This is a genomic window from Nonomuraea monospora (assembly GCF_039531895.1).
In the GTDB taxonomy this organism is placed as follows: Bacteria; Actinomycetota; Actinomycetes; order Streptosporangiales; family Streptosporangiaceae; genus Nonomuraea; species Nonomuraea monospora.
In genome coordinates, this window is record NZ_BAAAQX010000016.1 from 38543 (window position 1) to 57746 (window position 19204).

The 19204-nt window shown below is 70.8% G+C and carries 19 protein-coding genes and 1 riboswitch; of the genes, 11 read left to right on the top strand and 8 right to left on the bottom strand.

Annotation, left to right across the window (positions count from 1 at the left end):
- Nucleotides 1-39: 39 nt before the first annotated feature.
- Genes ABD331_RS28770 through ABD331_RS28780 form a run of 3 tightly spaced genes read right to left on the bottom strand, consistent with a single transcriptional unit; the run spans nucleotide 40 to nucleotide 2487 of the window.
- Nucleotides 40-225: a hypothetical protein gene (locus tag ABD331_RS28770; RefSeq protein WP_344481055.1), complete on the bottom strand. Its 186-nt coding sequence runs from the start codon at nucleotides 223-225 to the stop codon at nucleotides 40-42.
- On the bottom strand, nucleotides 218-1345 hold the full coding sequence (locus ABD331_RS28775; RefSeq protein WP_344481057.1) for an acyltransferase family protein: 1128 nt from the start codon (nucleotides 1343-1345) through the stop codon (nucleotides 218-220). The genes ABD331_RS28770 and ABD331_RS28775 overlap by 8 nt, the downstream gene beginning before the upstream one ends.
- Nucleotides 1342-2487, bottom strand: coding sequence for an NADH-quinone oxidoreductase subunit D (locus tag ABD331_RS28780; RefSeq protein WP_344481059.1), 1146 nt, complete (start codon nucleotides 2485-2487; stop codon nucleotides 1342-1344). The genes ABD331_RS28775 and ABD331_RS28780 overlap by 4 nt, the downstream gene beginning before the upstream one ends.
- A gap of 123 nt (nucleotides 2488-2610) precedes the next feature.
- Here ABD331_RS28780 and ABD331_RS28785 point away from each other — a divergent pair, with 123 nt between their 5' ends.
- Nucleotides 2611-3342, top strand: a complete 732-nt coding sequence (locus ABD331_RS28785) for a DoxX family protein (protein WP_344481062.1) — start codon at nucleotides 2611-2613, stop codon at nucleotides 3340-3342.
- Nucleotides 3343-3378: 36 nt separating this feature from the next.
- Here the strand turns inward: ABD331_RS28785 and ABD331_RS28790 are convergent, their stop codons facing one another.
- Nucleotides 3379-4680: an aminotransferase class V-fold PLP-dependent enzyme gene (locus tag ABD331_RS28790; protein ID WP_344481065.1), complete on the bottom strand. Its 1302-nt coding sequence runs from the start codon at nucleotides 4678-4680 to the stop codon at nucleotides 3379-3381.
- A gap of 45 nt (nucleotides 4681-4725) precedes the next feature.
- A riboswitch (SAM riboswitch) is annotated at nucleotides 4726-4841 on the bottom strand.
- Nucleotides 4842-4963: 122 nt separating this feature from the next.
- Here ABD331_RS28790 and ABD331_RS28795 point away from each other — a divergent pair.
- Nucleotides 4964-5707 carry a TerC family protein gene (locus ABD331_RS28795; RefSeq protein ID WP_344481067.1) on the top strand — a complete coding sequence of 248 codons (744 nt, stop codon included), beginning with the start codon at nucleotides 4964-4966 and terminating at the stop codon, nucleotides 5705-5707.
- A gap of 29 nt (nucleotides 5708-5736) precedes the next feature.
- Entirely contained in the window at nucleotides 5737-6900 is a 1164-nt protein-coding gene (locus ABD331_RS28800; RefSeq protein WP_344481069.1) for a cytochrome P450, read from the top strand.
- Nucleotides 6901-6987: 87 nt separating this feature from the next.
- Here ABD331_RS28800 and ABD331_RS28805 read toward each other — a convergent pair whose 3' ends face one another.
- Nucleotides 6988-7950 (bottom strand): SAM-dependent methyltransferase, encoded by a 963-nt coding sequence (locus ABD331_RS28805; protein WP_344481072.1) that lies wholly within the window; start codon nucleotides 7948-7950, stop codon nucleotides 6988-6990.
- Nucleotides 7951-8142: 192 nt separating this feature from the next.
- Between ABD331_RS28805 and ABD331_RS28810 the strand changes: the two genes are divergently transcribed.
- From ABD331_RS28810 to ABD331_RS28835, 6 genes are all read left to right on the top strand, one after another.
- Nucleotides 8143-8373: a chaplin family protein gene (locus ABD331_RS28810; protein ID WP_344481074.1), complete on the top strand. Its 231-nt coding sequence runs from the start codon at nucleotides 8143-8145 to the stop codon at nucleotides 8371-8373.
- 309 nt (nucleotides 8374-8682) lie between these two features.
- Nucleotides 8683-9573 (top strand): Rossmann-like and DUF2520 domain-containing protein, encoded by an 891-nt coding sequence (locus tag ABD331_RS28815; RefSeq protein ID WP_344481076.1) that lies wholly within the window; start codon nucleotides 8683-8685, stop codon nucleotides 9571-9573.
- Between the two features lie 22 nt (nucleotides 9574-9595).
- Nucleotides 9596-10432 carry a pantoate--beta-alanine ligase gene (gene panC / locus ABD331_RS28820; protein WP_344481079.1) on the top strand — a complete coding sequence of 279 codons (837 nt, stop codon included), beginning with the start codon at nucleotides 9596-9598 and terminating at the stop codon, nucleotides 10430-10432.
- A gap of 20 nt (nucleotides 10433-10452) precedes the next feature.
- Nucleotides 10453-10959 (top strand): DUF6624 domain-containing protein, encoded by a 507-nt coding sequence (locus ABD331_RS28825; RefSeq protein WP_344481081.1) that lies wholly within the window; start codon nucleotides 10453-10455, stop codon nucleotides 10957-10959.
- Between the two features lie 111 nt (nucleotides 10960-11070).
- Nucleotides 11071-13596 (top strand): L-aspartate oxidase, encoded by a 2526-nt coding sequence (locus ABD331_RS28830; RefSeq protein ID WP_344481083.1) that lies wholly within the window; start codon nucleotides 11071-11073, stop codon nucleotides 13594-13596.
- Between the two features lie 3 nt (nucleotides 13597-13599).
- Complete coding sequence (locus ABD331_RS28835) at nucleotides 13600-14382, top strand: type III pantothenate kinase (RefSeq protein WP_148438921.1); 783 nt, start codon at nucleotides 13600-13602, stop codon at nucleotides 14380-14382.
- Nucleotides 14383-14443: 61 nt separating this feature from the next.
- On the opposite strand, the gene ABD331_RS28840 is transcribed toward ABD331_RS28835, so the two are convergent.
- Nucleotides 14444-14914, bottom strand: coding sequence for a hypothetical protein (locus ABD331_RS28840; protein WP_344481087.1), 471 nt, complete (start codon nucleotides 14912-14914; stop codon nucleotides 14444-14446).
- Between ABD331_RS28840 and lysX the strand changes: the two genes are divergently transcribed.
- A complete protein-coding gene (gene lysX / locus ABD331_RS28845) occupies nucleotides 14871-16565 on the top strand; it encodes a bifunctional lysylphosphatidylglycerol synthetase/lysine--tRNA ligase LysX (RefSeq protein WP_344481538.1) in 1695 nt (564 codons plus the stop codon). The two genes, ABD331_RS28840 and lysX, sit on opposite strands and share 44 nt — an antisense overlap.
- 51 nt (nucleotides 16566-16616) lie before the next feature.
- Here lysX and ABD331_RS28850 read toward each other — a convergent pair whose 3' ends face one another.
- Both ABD331_RS28850 and ABD331_RS28855 read right to left on the bottom strand, forming a co-directional pair.
- Nucleotides 16617-17549, bottom strand: coding sequence for an NADP-dependent oxidoreductase (locus ABD331_RS28850; RefSeq protein WP_344481089.1), 933 nt, complete (start codon nucleotides 17547-17549; stop codon nucleotides 16617-16619).
- Nucleotides 17550-17609: 60 nt separating this feature from the next.
- On the bottom strand, nucleotides 17610-18806 hold the full coding sequence (locus ABD331_RS28855) for a cytochrome P450 (protein WP_344481092.1): 1197 nt from the start codon (nucleotides 18804-18806) through the stop codon (nucleotides 17610-17612).
- 184 nt (nucleotides 18807-18990) lie between these two features.
- On the opposite strand from ABD331_RS28855, the gene ABD331_RS28860 reads away from it, so the two are divergent.
- A complete protein-coding gene (locus ABD331_RS28860; protein ID WP_344481095.1) occupies nucleotides 18991-19203 on the top strand; it encodes a LuxR C-terminal-related transcriptional regulator in 213 nt (70 codons plus the stop codon).
- Nucleotide 19204 lies beyond the last annotated feature (1 nt).

Here is a 19204-nt window from a genome sequence, read left to right on the forward strand (position 1 = left end):
CCGCTACCGCAACCAGCGGGCCTGAGACCGCGCCCGCGACTAGTGCTCGTCAGGCAGCCCCTCGATGGTGCGGAAGGTGCCCGAGACCAGGCGGTCGTGCCACATCTCGCGCTGCATCAGGCGTAGCGCGCGGCGCAGGACGTCGCTGGGCCGCTCGCCTTCCCGCAGCGCGGTACGAATGATCCGCTCGTCCTCGGCGTTGGCCCGGAAGGCGATGTCAGCCATGCTCCGAGCTTATGGACCCGCCGACGTCCTTGTCCTGCGTTTGCCCGACGGGGGTGCGCCGGCGTCCGAAGAGGTAGATGACCGGAGCCGTGCAGATGAGCGGCCCGATGACGGCGATCGGCCGCTCCAGCCACCACACGGAGTCGGGCGGGATGCGGTCGCCCAGCGTGCCGAACAGCCACCACGACAGCCCCAGCGAGATGGCCATCCCGGTGGTGTGGAAGAGGAACAGCGGCAGCGAGTACCGGTTGATGAAGTCGTTGAGCCGCCGCCAGCGCGGCCGTTCGAGCACCCGCTCCATGGCGGGCCTGAGCACCTCGACCAGCCCGATCTGGAACAGCAGCAGCGCCACGATGACGAACGTGGGCGGCGCCATGTTGGAGAACCTGTCGCCGGGCACCCCGACCATCGAGCCGGGGTAGATGCCGGAGTAGACCAGCCCGACCAGGGCGAACATCCCGGTCCACAGCAGCGCGATGTCGTAGCGGCGGGGCAGCACCACGACCCGGTCGTAGAAGAACCCGGCCTGGTGCGCCAGCCCCCAGACGATGATCATGTTGAGCCAGGCCACCCACTCGACCTCGTAGCGGAAGCGCAGCACGTCCACCACCAGCGCGGCGCCGCCGAGCCAGATGAGGGCCAGCACGTCGTAGCGCTGGTGCAGCCAGAGCGCGACGGGCAGCAGCGCGATCAGCACCAGGTAGACGCCGAGGAACCACAGCGGGCTGAGCACCAGCAGCACCACCCGCCACATCCAGTCGACCTGGAACGTGTACGTCACCACCGCCCCGATGGCGATCCACGCGCCCGACAGGAACAGCGCGGGTAACGCCAGCGCGCGGATGCGCCGCCAGACGAACGAGCCGATGCCGGTGCCGCGCGCCTTGGCCCGGTGCCAGGACAGCAGGTGCACGTGGCCGCCGACGTAGAAGAACAGCGGCAGCACCTGCAGCAGCCAGGTGAGGATCCACAACCCGCTGGTGAAGCCGAGTGGGCTGGTGGGCTCGGGGCCGTACGGCTTCCAGTCGAGGATCGTGAACGCCCAGTGCCACACCACCACGACGATCAGGCTGAGCGCCCGCAGCCAGTCGACGTACTTGTCGCGTTCCGGTGCCTTCACTTGTCGATGTCACCGACCACGAAGAACATGGAGCCGAGGATCGCCACCATGTCGGCCACCAGGTGCCCGGGCAGCATCTCGCGCAGCACCTGGATGTTGCTGTAGGAGGCCGAGCGCAGCTTGAGCCGCCACGGCGTCTTGTCGCCCTTGGAGACCAGGTAGTAGCCGTTGATGCCGAGCGGGTTCTCCGTCCACGCGTACGTGTGGCCCTCGGGCACCTTGAGCACCTTGGGCAGCCGCTGGTTGATCGGCCCCGGGGGCAGCGAGCGCAGCCGGTCGACGCAGGCGTCGGCCAGGTCGAGGGAGACCTTGAGCTGTTCGAGCAGGACCTCGAAGCGGGCGTGGCAGTCGCCGCCGCCGCGGGTGACGACCTTGACGGGCAGCTCGGGGTAGGCCAGGTACGGGTCGTCGCGGCGCAGGTCGAAGTCGACGCCGGAGGCGCGGGAGATGGGGCCGCTGACGCCGTACTGCATGATCTGCTCGCGCGTCAGCACGCCCACGCCCTTGGTGCGGGCGACGAAGATCTCGTTGTGCAGGATGAGGTTCTCGATGTCGGGGACGCGGCGGCGGGTCTCGCCGACGGCGGCTTCGACGCGGTCGAGCCAGCCGTACGGCAGGTCCTCCTTGAGCCCGCCGACCCGGTTGAACATGTAGTGCATGCGCCCGCCGGAGATCTCCTCCATCACGGCCTGGATGCGCTCGCGCTCGTTGAAGGAGTAGAACAGCGGCGTCATCGCGCCCAGTTCGAGAGGGTAGGAGCCGAGGAACATGAGGTGGTTGAGCACCCGGTTGAGCTCGGCCAGCAGCGTACGCGCCCACACCGCCCGCACCGGCGGCTCCATGCCCAGCATGCGCTCGGTGGCGAGCACCACGCCGAGCTCGTTGGCGAAGCCGGACAGCCAGTCGTGCCGGTTGGCCAGCATGATGATCTGGCGGTAGTCGCGCACCTCGAACAGCTTCTCCGCGCCGCGGTGCATGTAGCCGATGATCGGCTCGGCGGTGGCGATGCGTTCGCCGTCGAGCGTCAGCCGCAGCCTCAGCACGCCGTGGGTGGACGGGTGCTGCGGGCCGATGTTGAGGATCATGTCCTCGGTGGCCAGCTCTTTCGCGCCCGCGCCGATTCCGACCACACGTTCCGTCATACGGGCCATGCTGCCACCGACCTCGGTGGTGATCCAGCGGGGGGCCGGGTCAAGAGATCGTATGGAAACGCATCGTGAAGCCGGACATGGGGAGGAATACCAGGAACGGGGGGAGAAAACACCATGAAGAGAGTTCTTTTTGATGTCGCGGCACTGATCGCGCGAGTGGCGACCGGCGTGATCTTCGTAGCGCACGGCTGGCAGAAGTGGCAGAGCGGGCTGGGCGCCACCACAGAGGGTTTCAGGGAGATGGGGATCCCGATGCCCGAGCTGGCCGCCGGGTTCGCGACCGTCGTCGAGACGGTCGGCGGCATCTTCCTGATCCTCGGCTTGCTGGTCCGGCCGGTGGCGCTGCTGTTGCTGATCAACATGCTCGGCGCCATCGCGTTCGTGCACGGCGGCAAGGGGGTGATGGTCGGCGAGGGCGGCTGGGAGCTGGCCGGGGCGCTCGGCGCGCTCAGCCTGCTGTTCCTGGCGCTGGGCGGCGGACGCATCGGCCTGGACGGCATTCTCGGCGCCATGTTCCGCAGGCGCTCCGACCGGCGCGCGGCCGAGGAGGAGCTGACCGCGCACCGGCCCGGCGGCACGACCGCCACGGGCGGCATGCCCGGCGGGACGACCACGACAGGCGGCATGCCCGGCGGGACGACCACGGCGGGCGGTCTGGCCGGAACGACGCCCGCCGGGGGCCCGACGACGCCCGCCCACGCGCCCGGCGAGTCGCCCGAGGTGCCCAGGCAGCCCACCGCGCCCAGCACCTCCGGCTCCGGCAGGCTCAACGACGAGGACATGCGGGACATCGACGCCCTCGTATCGGACGAGCCCCCGCAGCACCGCAGGCCGCCGAACGGGTAACGCGTCCGAGCTGTGCCAGGCGGCCAGGCCGCGGAGTCACGCGAGGCGGGAGACCAGGTCGCGTACGGCCTCGATCAGCCGGTCCACGTGCTCCTGCGTGCTGCCGATCCCGATCGAGGCCCGCACCGCCGAGGCGGTGTCGTCCTCGCACCCGCCGTCGGCGCTGCCGAGCAGGTGCCGCACGAACGGGTGCGCGCAGAACTTGCCGTCACGCACCCCGATGCCGTACTCGCCGGACAGCGCCTCGGCCACCTCGCGAGCGGTGTACCCGGCCACGGTGAACGACACGATGCCGACCCGCGGGTGATCGTCCCCCCACAGCGACAGCTCCCGTACGCCCGCGATCGCGGCCAGCCCCGACCGCAGCCGCGCGATCAGCCGCTCCTCCTCGGCGACCAGCTCCGTCCATCCGGTGGCGGTCAGCGCGTCGCAGGCGGCGGCCAGGGCGATGGCGCCCAGCACGTTCGGGGTGCCCGCCTCGTGCCGCGGCTCGGGGTCGTCGTGCCACTCGGTGCCCTCCTCGGCGACGCCGACGGAGCGCACCGCGCCCCCGCCCGCGAGGTACGGCTTGCCCTCAGCCAGCCAGTCGCGCCGCCCGATCAGCACGCCGGCGCCGAACGGCGCGTACAGCTTGTGCCCGGAGAAGGCCACGTAGTCGAGGTCGAGCGCGGTCAGGTTGAGCTTGCGGTGCGGGACGAGCTGCGCCGCGTCCACCAGGATGCGGGCGCCGTGCCGGTGCGCGATGTGGGCCAGGGCGGCGATCGGCCACAGCTCGCCGGTCACGTTGGAGGCGGCGGTGACGACGAGCAGCTTCGGCCCGTCGATCGCGGCCAGCGCCTCGTCGGCGGCGCGCACGGCCTCGCCGGGGAAGGCGGGCGGCGCCAGCCGGACGGCCTCGGGCCAGGGCAGCAGGGAGGCGTGGTGCTCGGTGTCGAAGACGACGGTGGTGGTGCCCGCGGGCAGGCAGCCGGCCAGCAGGTTCGTGGCGTCGGTGGTGTTGCGGGTGAAGATCACGGCGTCGTCGGGGCGGGCGCCGACGAACGCCCTGACCGTGTGGCGGGCCTGCTCGTACCTGGCGGTGGTGAGCTGCGAGGCGTAGCCGGCGCCGCGGTGGACGCTGGAGTAGGCCGGGAGCGCGGCGGCGACGGCGGCGCTGACCGGCTCCAGACAGGGGGCGCTGGCCGCGTAGTCCAGGTTGGCGTACCCGACGAGCCTGCCGCCCTTGACGGGCACCTCCAGGTCGGCGCCGAGCACGGCGGGGATCGGCCGGCTCGTCGAGACGGCGGGAGCGGTCTCGGCGGCGTCACGGGCGGAGTCGAAGATCGTCAGCGTGGACACGGCATGCCTCCTGAAGGGTCATCGGACCCCTGGGAGCAGCCACGGAGCCCGCGCTTGCCCGCCACACCTCGTGGCGGACCAGGTCTTCACCCGGGGCACCCCGCCGCGGACGCGAGGGTTGCCGGCCAGCTAGCCGGGGCTTGTCGCTGGCACTCATGACCTACGTGGTGAACTATAACCGACAGCCGGGCATGAAACGCAAGACCGCGAACTAATGCCACCCGTGACTCGTTGCTATCGGGAAACCCCCTGAAATGTCCCCCTGAGTCATGGAGGTGAGCAGATGTTGGATTGGGTGACCGACCCGAACATCTGGATCGGCTTCTTCACCCTTGTCGCCCTGGAGATCGTCCTCGGGATCGACAACATCATCTTCATCTCCATCCTGGCCGGCAAACTGCCCCCTGAGCAGCGGGACCGGGCGCGGGTGCTCGGCCTGGCCGCCGCCCTGATCAGCCGGCTGCTCCTGCTGCTCGGCCTGTCGTGGGTGGTCCAGCTCACCGAACCGCTGTTCACCGTCCTCGGCCACGAGATCTCGGGACGAGATCTGATCCTGCTGCTCGGCGGCCTGTTCCTGCTGGGCAAGAGCGTCACGGAGATCCACCACGCCATGGAGGGCCCCACCGGCAAGGACGGCAAGCAGGCGGCCGCGGCCTCCTTCAGCTCGGTGATCCTGCAGATCATGGTGCTGGACATCGTGTTCTCGCTGGACTCCGTGATCACCGCCGTCGGCATGGTGAACAACATCGGCGTGATGGTCGCGGCCGTCGTGGTGTCCGTGCTGGTGATGCTGTTCGCCTCCGGGCCGATCAGCAGGTTCGTGGAGAGCCACCCGAGCATCAAGATGCTGGCGCTGGCGTTCCTGGTGCTGATCGGCGTGGTGCTCGTGGCGGAGGGCCTGGAGCAGCACATCAACAAGGGCTTCATCTACTTCGCGATGGCGTTCTCCGTCATCGTGGAGCTGCTCAACATCCGGATGCGGAGCAGGCACACGAAGCAGGAGGAAGCCGCTCCTAAGATGGAATAGTGGGCTTTGATCCTTGGAATCCGGATTTTGTGGCTTATCCCTACCGGGTCTACGACGAGCTGAGACGCCAGGCGCCCGTCAGCTACTTCGAGCCGACGGGCCAGTGGCTCATCGCGCGGCACGCCGACGTGAACGCGCTGCTCAGAGACCGCCGGCTGGGCCGCTCCTACCTGCACGTGGCCACCCACGAGGAGTTCGGCAAGCCGCCGGAGCCGGAGTTCCAGGAGCCGTTCTGGCGCGTGATCAGAGCGGGCATGCTGGACGTGGAGCCGCCGGTGCACACCAGGCTGCGCCGGCTGGTCTCCAAGGCGTTCACCCCGCGCATGGTCGAGTCGCTGCGTCCCCGCGTCCGGGCCGTCGCCGGGAGCCTCGTGGACGCGTACGTGGAGAAAGGCGGCGGCGACCTGATCGCCGAGGTGGCCGAGCCGCTGCCCGTCACCGTCATCGCCGAGATGCTCGGCATCCCCGACCAGGACCGCCACCTGCTGCGCCCCTGGTCCGCCGACATCTGCGGCATGTACGAGCTCAACCCGTCGCCCGACGCCCAGCACACCGCGGTCCGCGCGGCCTCGGAGTTCTCCGGCTACCTCAAGGCCCTGGCCGCCAGGCGCCGCAGGAGTCCAGGCGACGACCTCGTCAGCGCCCTCGCCCAGATCGACGAGCTGACCGAGGACGAGCTGGTCGGCACCTGCGTCCTGCTGCTCAACGCCGGCCACGAGGCCACCGTGAACGTGACGGGCAACGGCTGGTGGTCCCTGTTCAGGAACCCCGGCGAGCTGGCCAGGCTGCGCGCCGACCGGTCCCTGCTGCCCACCGCCGTCGAGGAGCTGATGCGGTGGGACACGCCGCTGCAGATGTTCGAGCGGTGGGTGCTGGAGGACGTCGAGGTGCACGGCGTGCGCATCCCGCGCGGGGCGGAGGTGGCGCTGCTGTTCGGCTCGGCGAACCGGGACCCCGCCGTGTTCGAGGACCCGGACCGGCTCGACGTGGGCCGCGCCGACAACCCGCACATCTCCTTCGGCGCCGGGATCCACTTCTGCCTGGGCGCGCCGCTGGCCAGGATCGAGCTGCTGGAGTCGTTCGGCGCGTTGCTGGACCGGGCGGCCACGCTGGAACTGCGCGAGGAGCCGTCGTGGAAGCCCGGCTACGTGATCCGGGGCTTGGAAGCACTGGAACTCACGGCGACCGCCTGACCCGAGGCGCGACAGCCGGAAGCGAGGCGCGACCGCCTGAGACGAGGCGCGACCGCCTGAGACGAGGTGCGATCGCCTCAAGCAAGCTCAGCGCGACTGGCTGAGCCAGCCGAAGCCGCCGAGCCCCGACGCGTCGATCAGCTCGCCCTCCTCCGAGGCCCGCGCCAGGGCCCGGAGGTAGCCGCGCGGATCGCTGCGGGCCAGCTCCAGCGGCGGCCGCTCCCCGGTGAGCCCCAGCCTCCGCAGTTCCTCCCGCTGTGTGGACAAGGTTGTGGATATCGCGCCGGCCCGCCGCCCGGCCTCCGCGCACGCGTCGAGGGCCACGTGAGCGGTGATGTCGCAGGTCCCGTCGGGTACGGGGCTGACGACCGCCCCGTCGCGGTACCCCGTGAGCGTGCCGTGCAGCGGCCGGTTGTCCACAGGGTGTGCATAATCGATGGCGATCGCCCGCCCCCTGGTGAGGCGCACGAGAACCGACGCCCAAGCCTCGTCGCGGGGCCGCCCGATCTCGGCCCGGGTGCCCACCCGGCCGAGCGGCCACCACCGTTCCAGCCAGCTCCGGTCGGCCGGCCGCAGCGCGCCGCCGACCCGCTCCTCGCCGGTGTGCACGTTGACCATGACGAGCCGCGGCCCTTCCGGGGTCTGCTCGACCACGTCGAGCGGCACGTTGTCCAGCCACTCGTTGGCGATGGCCAGCCCCTGGATCTCCGTGGGCAGGCTCGGCGTCCACTCGACCCGGTCGGGCAGGCCGGCGGGCCGGGGCGAGAGGTCGACGGCGGTGACGCGCAGCCGGTCGCGCAGGCGCGGCCCGGCCGCGTCCAGCACCTGCGTGATCAGCACCCCCTCGCCGGCGCCGATGTCGACCAGGTCGAGCACGTCTGGTTCGCCGAGTTCGGCGTCCACCTCCGCGAGCAGCGCCAGCACCGCGTCGGCGAAGGCCGCCGAGGCGCTGACCGAGGTGCGGAAGTGGCCTGACGGGCGTTCGCGGAGGTAGAAGCCCTCCTCGCCGTACAGCGCGCGCTCCGTTGCGACGCGCCAGGTGAGCCACATGCCCAGGACTATCTCATGACTCGCGACACACACGCACTGTCATCATATGGCTACTCAAGGTCGCGTGCTTGAGGTAACGTTTACCCATTGTCACCGAGTGGTCGCGTTCCGCCAACCCCCAATTGGCCGAAGCCGGCCGCTCCCGAACATGCACCAGCGGCCAGTGTGCCGCGAAACCGAGAGGAAGCCCTCGTGCTGAAGAAGGTCCTGGTCGTCACCGGAGCCGTTGCCATGATGTCGCTGGCCGTCCCGGCGCACGCCGACATCGTCACCAACGGCGGCGGCGGTGTGCTCTCCGGCAACCAGGTGGTCGCCCCGATCACCGCCCCGATCAACGTCTGCGGCAACGCCGTGGCCGTCATCGGCGTCGCGGTCGCCGGTTGCAAGGGCGGCGCGGTCGTCAACGGCCCCCACCACTACTGATGGAAAGAGCCCGGGCTGACGCAGGTCGGCCCGGGCTCTTCCTCCGGTCGGTCAGTCGGCGGGTGATCGACCGGCGCACCTCCAAGAGGTCGCATCGCGCGGGCGTCGTGCCTCGATCCGGGGCTCGGCGCCCGCTGCCATGCGATGAACCCCTCTCCTCATCTCTTCCGACAGGGGGTGCACCTTTTGACTGCCCTTGTCGCATTTGCGAATAACTCAACGCGCGGCAAAACACCGGTCACGCTCGCCACCCTGAGAGGCCGTTACGCTGGTCGGCAGTGCCATCACGGTCGACAGGGGTGAGACGTCATGGACGCAGGGGATCGCCCGGCACGGCTGACCGTCGGCGTGCTCGGGGCGGGCAAGGTCGGCTCCGCTCTCGGCGCCGCGCTGGCCCAGGCGGGCCACCGGGTCGTGGCCGCCAGCGGTGTGTCCGACAACTCGCAGCGATGGGCGGCCGACCGGCTCGGCGTCACGCCGTCCAGGCCCGACGAGGTGGTGGGGGCGGCCCAGCTCGTCCTGCTCACCGTCCCCGACGACGCGCTGCCCGACCTCGTCAGCGGGCTCGCCAGCACCGGCGCCGACCTCAAGGGCAAGATGCTGGTGCACACCAGCGGCGCGTACGGGCTGTCGGTGCTCGACCCGGCGGCCGGCGCGGGAGCGCTGCCGCTCGCGCTGCACCCGGTGATGACGTTCACGGGCAGGGACGACGACCTCAACAAGCTCACCGGCATCTCGTACGGCGTCACCGCCCCCGAGTTGCTGCGCCCCGTCGCCGAGGCCCTGGTGATCGAGATGGGCGGCGAGCCGGTGTGGATCGCCGACGCCGACCGCCCGCTCTACCACGCGGCCCTGGCCAACGCCGCCAACCACATGGTCACGCTCATCGCCGAGTCCTCCGACCTGCTGCGCGGCATCGGCGTCGATCACCCGGGCCGGATGCTGGGCCCGCTGCTCGGCGCGGCGCTCGACAACGTGCTGCGGCTGGGCATCGCGGGCCTGACCGGCCCCGTCGTCCGTGGCGACGCGGGCACCGTGCGCAAACACGTCGACGCGCTCATCCTGGCCGCTCCCGAGGCGGCCGACGCCTACGTCGCGCTGGCCCGGCTCACCGCCGACCGGGCGCTCGCCGCCGGGTTGCTCAAACCGGAGGAGGCGGAGCGGCTGCTCGACGCACTGGGGGGCAATATATGGACCTGACCGTCGCGTTGGGAGGGCTGTTATGGATCTGATCGTCGCCAGGGGCCGGGATGACCTGGTCAAGGCGCGCCGTGCCGGAACGGTGGCGCTGGTGCCGACCATGGGCGCGCTCCACGAGGGCCACCGGTCGCTGATCAGGCAGGCCCGGGTCCGCGCCGATCAGGTCGTGGTCAGCATCTTCGTCAACCCCCTGCAATTCGGCCCAAACGAGGATTTTTCGCGCTATCCCCGTACATTCGATGCCGATCTTGAGGTGTGCCGGGAGGAGGGCGTGGACGTCGTCTTCCACCCGGCGGCCGACGACCTGTACGCCGCCGACCGCCAGGTGAGCGTCTCCGCCGGCGAGATGGGCCGGGTCGTCGAGGGCGCCTTCAGGCCGGGGCACTTCGACGGCGTGCTCACGATCGTGCTCAAGCTGTTCAACCTGGTGCAGCCCGACCTGGCGGTGTTCGGCCAGAAGGACGCCCAGCAGCTCGCCCTGATCCGCCGCATGGTCGCCGACCTCGACCTGCCGATCGAGATCCTGGGCGCGCCGACCGTACGCGAGCCCGACGGGCTGGCCCTGTCCAGCCGCAACCGCTACCTGTCCGACGGCGACCGCCAGGTGGCGGTGACGCTGTCGCGCGCGCTGCGCGCGGGCGCGGCCCGGTTCACCCCCGCCGAGATCAGGCAGACCGCGCGCGCGGTGCTCGACGAGGCAGGCCCCGGGCTCGACCTCGACTATCTGGCCCTGGTGGACCCTGCCACGTTCGCCGAGGTGAGCGAGGGCTACGAGGGCCTGGCCGTGCTCGCGGTGGCGGCCAAGGTGGGCAGCACGCGGCTGATCGACAACGTCACACTCACCTTGAATCCCGCCTGAGGCGGTTTACCGTCGGGAGCATGACGGATGAGGAGCTGAGGGACGAGCTGATCCGGCGCATGGAGATGGACCAGGCCATGCGCGACCCGGCCAAGGGCGTCCCAGGCGACAAGCGGCTGGCGCGCCTGCAGCGGCTCGACGAGGGCAACACGGCCTGGCTCTACTCCGTCGTCGCGACCCGGGGCTGGCCGCTGATCTCCCAGGTGGGGGAGCGGGCGGCGCGGGCGGCCTGGCTGCTGGCGCAGCACGCGACCTCCAGGGGCGTGCAGCGCCTGTTCCGCGAGGTGATGGCCGACGCGGTGGACTCCGACGAGGCCTCGGCGCGCGACTTCGCCTACCTGGAGGACCGCGTACGCGTGCGCTCCGGCCGTCCCCAGCTCTACGGCACCCAGTTCCACAACGGCGGCGACGGGCTGGAGCCCATGCCGATCGAGGATCCCGAGCTGCTGGACGAGCGCCGCAGGGCCATGGGGCTGGAGCCGTTCGCCGATTACGAGGCGTTCATCAGGAAGAGCGGAGGCGACTGAGCAACCCCGGGGCATGTTCCTCTCACTCCAGGCGTTATCGTCATATTGACGAAATAGGCACTCCAGGGATTATCGTCATCCTGACGAGATCGCCCAGTGAGGAGACCCCCAATGAGCGCACCGGTGATTCCCCTGCGGCTGACGGCGCCCGAGCCTGGCTGGACCGTCGAGGCGGACGTGGTCGTCGTGGGCTCCGGCGTGGCGGGCCTGACCGTGGCCCTGCACTATGCCGAGCTGGATCCGGCGGCCAAGATCCTGGTCGTCACCAAGGACGTGCTGTCGGCGGGCTCCACCCGCTGGGCGCAGGGCGGCATCGCGGCCGTGCTCGACCCGCGCGACACCCCTGACGAACACCTGAACGACACGCTGATCGCCGGAGTGGGCCTGTGCGACGTGCGGGCGGTGCGCACCCTGGTCACCGAGGGCCCCGGCGCGGTGCGGCGGCTCATGGCGCGCGGCGCCCGCTTCGACCGGACCCCCGAGGGGGAGCTCCAGCTCACCAGGGAAGGCGGGCACCGGCGGAGCAGGATCACGCACGCCGGCGGCGACGCCACGGGCGCCGAGGTGCAGCGGGCGCTCGTCGAGGCGATCAGGGCGGCCGGCATCGAGGTGATCGAGCACGCGCTCGTGCTCGACCTGCTCAAGGACGCCGGCGGCCGGGCCGCCGGCGTGACGCTGCACGTCATGGGCGAGGGCGCGCGTGACGGCGTCGGCGCGGTGCGCGCCAGGGCGGTGGTCCTGGCCACCGGCGGCATGGGCCAGGTCTACGCCGCCACCACCAACCCCGCCGTCTCCACCGGCGACGGCGTGGCGCTCGCCCTGCGGGCCGGGGCCGTCGTCAGGGACATCGAGTTCGTCCAGTTCCACCCGACCGTGCTGTGGCTCGGCGAGGGCTCGACCGGCCAGCAGCCGCTGATCTCGGAGGCGGTCAGGGGCGAGGGCGCCTACCTGACCGACCACGAGGGCAACCGGTTCATGGCCGGCGTGCACGAGCTGGCCGACCTGGCGCCGCGCGACGTCGTCGCCAAGGCCATCCTGCGCGTCATCCGCGAGACGGGACGCGACCACGTGTACCTGGACGGCCGGCACTTCGGCCGCGACAAGTGGGAGTCCCGCTTCCCGACGATCTACGCGGTCTGCCGCGAGCACGGCATCGACCCGGTCACCCAGCCGATCCCCGTCGCGCCCGCCGCCCACTACGCCAGCGGCGGCGTCCACACCGATCTGCACGGCCGCACCTCCATCGACGGCCTGTACGCCTGCGGCGAGGTCGCCTGCACCGGCGTGCACGGCGCGAACAGGCTGGCCTCCAACTCGCTGCTCGAAGGGCTGGTCTTCGCCGAGCGCATCGCCGAGGACATCCACGCCACGAACCCGGCGCCGGGTGCGCCCGTCGCGAGCGGGGCCGAGCCCGGCCTGGTGGACCCGAGGGTCAGGCCCAGGATCCAGGCCCACATGAGCACCGGGGCGAGCGTGCTGCGCAGCCGCGAGTCGCTGATCGCCACCGCCAGGGCGCTGCGCGACGCCCGCTGGACCCCGATCCAGGTGGCCCCCTGCACCGAGGCGTGGGAGGTCACGAACCTGCTGACCGTCGCCACCGCACTCACCGGCGCGGCGGCGGCCCGGCTGGAGACGCGCGGTTCACACTGGCGCGAGGATCACGAGAGCCGCGACGACAACGAATGGCTGGGGCACCTGGACGTGACCCTGACGGAGGAGGGCCTGCGCATGACGTACACGCCGCACGGCGACACGATGCCGGCGCGCCTGGCGCACGAGCTGACCGCCGCCGGGCTGGACCCCGCCGAGGTGGACGCGCTGATCGACCGGGCGCTCGCCGAGGACCTCCAGGAGGCGGGCGACGTCACCAGCCTGGCCACCATCCCCGCCGGCCAGCGCTCGGTGGCCGACGTGGTGGCCCGCAAGGACGGCGTCGTGGCCGGGCTGGCGGTGGCCGAGGCCGTGTTCGTGCGGCTGGGGGCGGCCAGGGCCGAGCGCGTGTCCAAGGACGGCGAGCAGGTCAGGGCCGGCGACGTGCTGATGACCGTCGAAGGGCCGGTGCGTGGGCTGCTGACGGCCGAGCGCACCGCGCTCAACCTGCTCACGCACCTGTCCGGGGTGGCCACGCTGACCGGCCGGTGGGTCGAGGCGATCGGCGGCACCACCGCGCGCGTGCGCGACAGCCGCAAGACGCTGCCGGGCCTGCGCGCCCTGGAGAAGTACGCCGTGCGCTGCGGCGGTGGCGTCAACCACCGCATGTCGCTGTCGGACGCCGCGCTCATCAAGGACAACCACGTGGTGGCCGCCGGAGGCGTGGCCGAGGCGTTCAGGGCGGTCAGGGAGCGCTACCCGGACCTGCCGATCGAGGTGGAGATCGACCGGCTCGACCAGCTCGACCCCGTTCTGGAGGAGGGCGCCGAGCTGATCCTGCTGGACAACTTCACGGTCGAGGACACAGCTCGCGCTGTCCACATCGTGAAAAATCGGGCGAAAAACAGGGTTGCTCTTGAGGCCAGCGGGGGATTGACCTTGGAATCGGCCCGTGATGTGGCGGAAACTGGCGTTGACTACCTTGCGGTGGGAGCGCTAACGCACTCAGCGCCGGCCCTTGACATCGCACTGGATCTGCGGGGGTAATTGATGCTGCTCACGATCGACGTCGGCAATACGCACACAGTGCTGGGGCTGTTCGAGGGCGAGGACGTCATCGAGCACTGGAGGCTCGCCACCGACGCCCGCCGCACCGCCGACGAGATCGCAGTCGTCCTGCAAGGCTTGCTGGCCCAGTCGCCGCTGCTGAAGGGGGCCGACGTAGACGGCATCGCCATCTGCTCCACCGTGCCCAGTGTGCTGAACGAGATGCGCGAGATGTGCCGCCGCTACTACGGCGACGTGACCGCGGTGATCGTGGAGCCGGGCATCCGCACCGGGGTGCCCGTGCGCATGGACAACCCCAAGGAGGTCGGCAGCGACCGCATCGTGAACGCCTTGGCCGCCATCGACCAGTACGGCGGCCCCTGCGTCATCGTCGACTTCGGCACCGCCACCTCCTTCGACGCGGTCTCGGCCAAGGGCGAGTACGTCGGCGCCGTCACCGCCCCCGGCATCGAGATCTCCGTGGACGCGCTGGCCGCCGCCGGCGCGCAACTGCACAAGGTCGAGCTGGTCAGGCCGCGCTCGGTGATCGCCAAGAATACCGTCGAGGCGCTCCAGGCCGGCATCATCTACGGCTTCGCCGGCCAGGTGGACGGCATCGTCGAACGCATGGCCGCCGAACTGGCCGACGACCCCGACGAGGTGACCGTGGTGGCCACCGGCGGCCACGCGGCCCTGGTGGTGGGCGAGTCGCGCTCGATCGACGTGCACGAGCCCTGGCTCACGCTCATCGGGCTCCGGCTGATCTACCACCGCAACACCGCATGAAAAAGCGGGCGGCCCCCTTTCAGGGGACCGCCCGCCATCACGTACCTCTCCCGCCCTCGCCTTACTCGCTCTCGGCGGTGTAGAGGTACTCCCAGGGGCCACACTTCTTCGGGTAGCCGCCGTTGGGGCCGATCTGGCACACCTTCACCCGCAGGCTGTAGACGTCGTGCTCCTCGAAGCCGAACTTCTTGTAGCCGGGGTAACCGCAGTACTTCTTGGCGTAGACAGGCGACCAGTCGTAGTCGAAGTCGCTGGCCTCGAACTGGACGTACGCGCACTTGCCGCCCTCTTCGTAGGTGCGCGCGTCCCGGTCCCACAGCTTGCCCTTGACCGTGACCTCGTTCGACTCGCCGTGGTGGTCCCAGTCGACGCCGATCCAGCCCTGCGCCCTGGCCAGGTCGTGCTTGGCGGTGACGGGGCCCCAGTAGTCGGAGTAGTCGTACGAGCCGGCCTGGGCCGAGGCCGGCAGCGCCAGGGCGACGGCGGTGGTGGCGGCGACAGCGGCGAGGCCGGTCGCGATCTTCTTGAACATCTTTCTCTCCTCGAGCTCCCTTTGGACCGGTTCCCTACCGGCTCCCCCCCGAGCTCGTAAGAAAGTTGTAAACGGGGGCTCTTGCAGCGTTCCTTCAGCGCCCCTGCAGCGTTCCTTCAGGGAGCCGACGAGCCCTTGCAGTTCGCCATATCCCCTACCCTTTGTTGTTGTGAGCGACGAACTTCCCGAGCAGATGCGCATCCGGAGGGAGAAGCTCGACCGCCTTCGCAGCGAAGGCGTCGACCCTTACCCGGTGAATTTCCCACGCACGGCGACCAACGCCGAGGTCAGGGAGAAATACCAGGGCCTGGAGCCCGACACCGCGACCGGTGACCAGGTCGGCGTGGTCGGGCGCGTCATGCTCAACCGCGTGGGCGGCAAGCTCTGCTTCGCCACCATCCGCGACGGCAGCGCGGATCTGCAGGTGATGATCTCGCTCGACAAGGTCGGCGAGGACTCGCTGGCCCGCTGGAAGCGCGACGTCGACCTCGGCGACCACATCGGCGTGACCGGCGAGGTGATCACCTCCCGCCGCGGCGAGCTGTCCATCCTCGCCGAGAGCTGGCAGATCACCGCCAAGTGCCTGCGCCCGCTGCCGGAGAAGCACATCGGGCTCACCGACCCCGAGGCGCGGGTCCGCCAGCGCTACGTCGACCTCATCGTCAACGACGACGCCAGGAAGATGGCCCGGGTGCGCAGCGCCGCGGTCCGCGCGGTGCGCGACTTCTGGCACGAGGAGGGCTACCTCGAGGTCGAGACGCCGATGCTGCAGCCGATCCACGGCGGCGCGGCGGCCCGGCCGTTCAAGACCCACATCAACGCCTACGACATGGAGCTCTACCTTCGCATCGCGATCGAGCTCTACCTCAAGCGGCTCGTGGTGGGCGGCATCGAGAAGGTCTTCGAGATCAGCAGGACCTTCCGCAACGAGGGCGCGGACTCCACGCACAACCCGGAGTTCACCATGGTCGAGGCCTACGGAACCTACCTCGATTACCACGACATGGCCGACCTGACGCAGCGGATGATCCAGCGGGCCGCCCTGGCCTCGCTCGACACCACGGTGGTCGTGCACGAGGGCGCCGAGGTCGACCTCGGCGGCGTCCAGTGGCCGCGCGTCCCGCTGCACCACCTCGTCTCCGAGGCGGTGGGCGAGGAGATCACCACCGCCACCAGCCTGGAGGAGCTGCGCAAGATCGCCGATCGGCGCGAGATCCACTGGGACCCCAAGTGGGGCGCGGGCAAGCTCGTGCAGGAGCTGTTCGAGGAGCTGGTGGAGCACACGCTGATCCAGCCCACGTTCGTCATGGACTACCCGGTGGAGACCTCACCGCTGGCCCGCGTGCACCGCGACGACCCGCTGCTGACCGAGAAGTGGGACCTCATCGGGTTCGGCACCGAGCTGGGCACCGCCTTCTCCGAGCTGAACGACCCGATCGACCAGCGCCGCCGCCTGGTCGAGCAGTCCCTGCTGGCCGCCGGGGGCGACCCGGAGGCCATGCAGCTCGACGAGGACTTCTTGCAGGCGCTGGAGTACGCCATGCCGCCCACCGGGGGCATGGGGGCGGGCATCGACCGGCTGATCATGGCGTTCACCGGCAAGAACATCCGCGAGACCATCCTGTTCCCGCTGGTCAAGCCCACCCAGTAAGCGCTCCGCCCCCCGTCGGCCCGCCCGCCGCGAGCGGGCCGGCCGGGGGGTTCAGGGCACCAGCACCAGGCGTCCGCGCACCCCGCCCGCGGCCAGGCGGGCGTGCGCGTCCGCCGCCTTCTCCAGCGGGTACGTCCCGGCCACGCGCGTCGTCACCTGTCCGGCCTCCACCAGCCGCACCACCTCGGCGAGCTGAGCCGCGTCGGCCCGGAAGAACACGGTGGCCACGTCGATGCCGCGCAGCCCGACGGGCGCCGCCCCGGCCGTCAGCGCCACGAAGGCGCCGCCGTCCCTGACCGCGTCGAGCGCCGCCAGCCCCAGCACCGCCGCGTCCACCACGGCATCCACCCCGCCCGGCACCAAGGCCCGCACGGACCCGGCCAGGTCCCCGCCGCGCGCTATGAACCACTCGGCCCCCATTTTCCGGACCAGCTCCTCGTCGCCGGCGCCCGCGACCGCCACCACCCGCGCGCCCCGCAGCGCGGCCAGCTCGACCAGGTAGCCGCCCACGGCCCCCGCCGCGCCCGTGACCAGCAGGGTCCGGCCCGCCCCCGCGCCGGCGCGGTCGAGCGCCTGCCAGGCGGTGAGCGCGTTGAGCGGGATCGTGGCCGCCTCCACGGCCGTACGCCCGCGCGGCGCCCTGGCCACCGCCGAGGCGTCCAGCACCACGTACTCCGCCTGGGCCTTGGTCGGCAGCTCCAGCCGCGCGGCCAGCCCGACGACCTCCTGCCCGGGAAGGAACGGCGCCCCTTCGCCCACCCGGTCCACGACCCCGGCGACGTCGAACCCGAGCCCGTAGGACTCCAGCCTGCGGGCCACGCCGTAGTCGGCCACCGTTCCGGCAGCGATCGCCAGGTCGAAGGGGTTCACCGCGGCAGCCGCGACCTTGATCAGGACCTGCTGGGGGCCGGGCTCCGGCACGGGCGCCTCCACGAGGAGGGGAGCGCCGGAGCCGCCGATGAGTGCGCGCATGGTGTTCGTCATGCCGGTGACCCTAGGAGCGGTAACTCTCTTTCGGGAAGTAGGCACCTGGCAGTGCGTAACCTACCTCTTCACCCGTACGGGCAGCGAGGCCAGCCCGCGCAGCACCAGGTTCTCCTTGTACGGCGGATCCGGATCGGCCAGCTCCAGCCCGGGCACCGCCGAGGCGAGCGCCGACAGCGCGATCTCACCCTCCATCCGCGCCAGCGTGGCCCCGAGGCAGAAGTGGATGCCGAGCCCGAAGGCGAGGTGCCGCTCCGGCGAGCGGGTCACGTCGAAGCGGCCGGGATCGGGAAAGACGGCCGGGTCGCGATTGGCCGCGCCTATCACGGCCATCACCGGGGCGCCCGCGGGCACCGGTGTGCCGCCGAGCGTCACGTCCTCCAGAGCGACCCGCGAGGTGAGCTGCACCGGCGGGTCGTACCGGAGCACCTCCTCCACCACCTGGCCGGGCCGCTCGGCCGCGTGCGGCAGCAGGCCGTGCCGGAGCAGGGCCAGGACGCCGTTGGCGATGAGGTTCACGGTGGTCTCGTGGCCCGCCACGAGCAGCAGCACGCAGGTCGCCAGCAACTCGGCCTCGGTCAGCTCCCGCACGGCCGTCAGGGCGCTCAGGAGGTCGTCGCCCGGCCGCTCCCGCCTGATCGCGGCGAGCTCGCGGAAGTAGTCGCCGAACTCCCTTCTGGCCCGGCCGGTTTCCGATAAGAGGTCTGCTGTAAGCATCGGGTCAAGGCCGCGGGCCAGCTTCTCGCTCCAGCCGCGAAAGCGTTCGTGATCCTCCTGAGGCACCCCGAGCATCTCGCTGATCACCATCACCGGCAGCGGGTAGGCCAGCCCGGACACGAGGTCGGCCTCTTCCGGCAGCTCGCGGATCAGCGACGCCGTGATCGCCTCGACGCGCGGGCGCAGCCGTTCGATCATGCGCGGGGTGAACGCCCTGCTCACCAGGGCGCGCAGCCTGGTGTGGTCGGGCGGGTCCAGCCACAGGAAGGAGGGCGTGGGCTGACCTGGCTCTCCGCCGGTCGGCCTGCCGGAGCCGCGGCCGAAGCGCGGGTCGCGCAGCAGGGTCGCGCAGAGCTCGTGCGTGGTGGCGACGAGCAGGCCCGCACGCGTACGGAAGAGGGCGCCGCGCGCGCTCAGCTCGCGGTAGCGGGCATAAGGATCACGCAGAAATTCGCGATCGAACGGATCAAAACCCAGGATGTCAACGGGGTCGGAAACCGCGGGTTCCGGAGCGCCGGAAGGCTCCTTGGGATCGCTCATCGCGGGCTGATCGGTGCTGACATATCGCGAGTAGGTCACATATATCGGATCATGTCAATAGCGCTCGTCAAGAGCAGAGATTGTCATGCTTGACGACCTTTCCACGATGCGTTTACCGTCTGCGAGGAGCGACTTTGGCCCGGTCCCGAGGCCACTGTTCAGCTGTTGGGGGGGAGGGCTCCCGATGGATGTGCTCACTGAAGGCATTGAGCTGAGCCATGCGGATCTTGCGCTGCTGGCGGAGCTGGCCAAGGGAGTCACGGTCGACCGGGTGGGCAGACGCCTGGATATCAGCGGGCGTACGGTGCGCCGCAGGTTACGCGGCATCTGTGATCGCATCGGTGTCGCCACGGCGATCGAAGCCGTGGCCTGGGCGGCCCGCCGCCAGTTGATCTAGC

What these genes read in the sequence shown, in the direction of transcription:
- ABD331_RS28770 (WP_344481055.1), bottom strand. Translation starts at nt 225, where the DNA reads ATGGCTGACATCGCCTTCCGGGCCAACGCCGAGGACGAGCGGATCATT.
- ABD331_RS28780 (WP_344481059.1), bottom strand. Translation starts at nt 2,487, where the DNA reads ATGACGGAACGTGTGGTCGGAATCGGCGCGGGCGCGAAAGAGCTGGCC.
- ABD331_RS28785 (WP_344481062.1), top strand. Translation starts at nt 2,611, where the DNA reads ATGAAGAGAGTTCTTTTTGATGTCGCGGCACTGATCGCGCGAGTGGCG.
- ABD331_RS28795 (WP_344481067.1), top strand. Translation starts at nt 4,964, where the DNA reads ATGTTGGATTGGGTGACCGACCCGAACATCTGGATCGGCTTCTTCACC.
- ABD331_RS28805 (WP_344481072.1), bottom strand. Translation starts at nt 7,950, where the DNA reads ATGTGGCTCACCTGGCGCGTCGCAACGGAGCGCGCGCTGTACGGCGAG.
- ABD331_RS28815 (WP_344481076.1), top strand. Translation starts at nt 8,683, where the DNA reads ATGGACGCAGGGGATCGCCCGGCACGGCTGACCGTCGGCGTGCTCGGG.
- panC (WP_344481079.1), top strand. Translation starts at nt 9,596, where the DNA reads ATGGATCTGATCGTCGCCAGGGGCCGGGATGACCTGGTCAAGGCGCGC.
- ABD331_RS28825 (WP_344481081.1), top strand. Translation starts at nt 10,453, where the DNA reads ATGACGGATGAGGAGCTGAGGGACGAGCTGATCCGGCGCATGGAGATG.
- ABD331_RS28830 (WP_344481083.1), top strand. Translation starts at nt 11,071, where the DNA reads ATGAGCGCACCGGTGATTCCCCTGCGGCTGACGGCGCCCGAGCCTGGC.
- ABD331_RS28835 (WP_148438921.1), top strand. Translation starts at nt 13,600, where the DNA reads ATGCTGCTCACGATCGACGTCGGCAATACGCACACAGTGCTGGGGCTG.
- ABD331_RS28840 (WP_344481087.1), bottom strand. Translation starts at nt 14,914, where the DNA reads ATGTTCAAGAAGATCGCGACCGGCCTCGCCGCTGTCGCCGCCACCACC.
- ABD331_RS28850 (WP_344481089.1), bottom strand. Translation starts at nt 17,549, where the DNA reads ATGACGAACACCATGCGCGCACTCATCGGCGGCTCCGGCGCTCCCCTC.
- ABD331_RS28855 (WP_344481092.1), bottom strand. Translation starts at nt 18,806, where the DNA reads ATGAGCGATCCCAAGGAGCCTTCCGGCGCTCCGGAACCCGCGGTTTCC.
- ABD331_RS28860 (WP_344481095.1), top strand. Translation starts at nt 18,991, where the DNA reads ATGGATGTGCTCACTGAAGGCATTGAGCTGAGCCATGCGGATCTTGCG.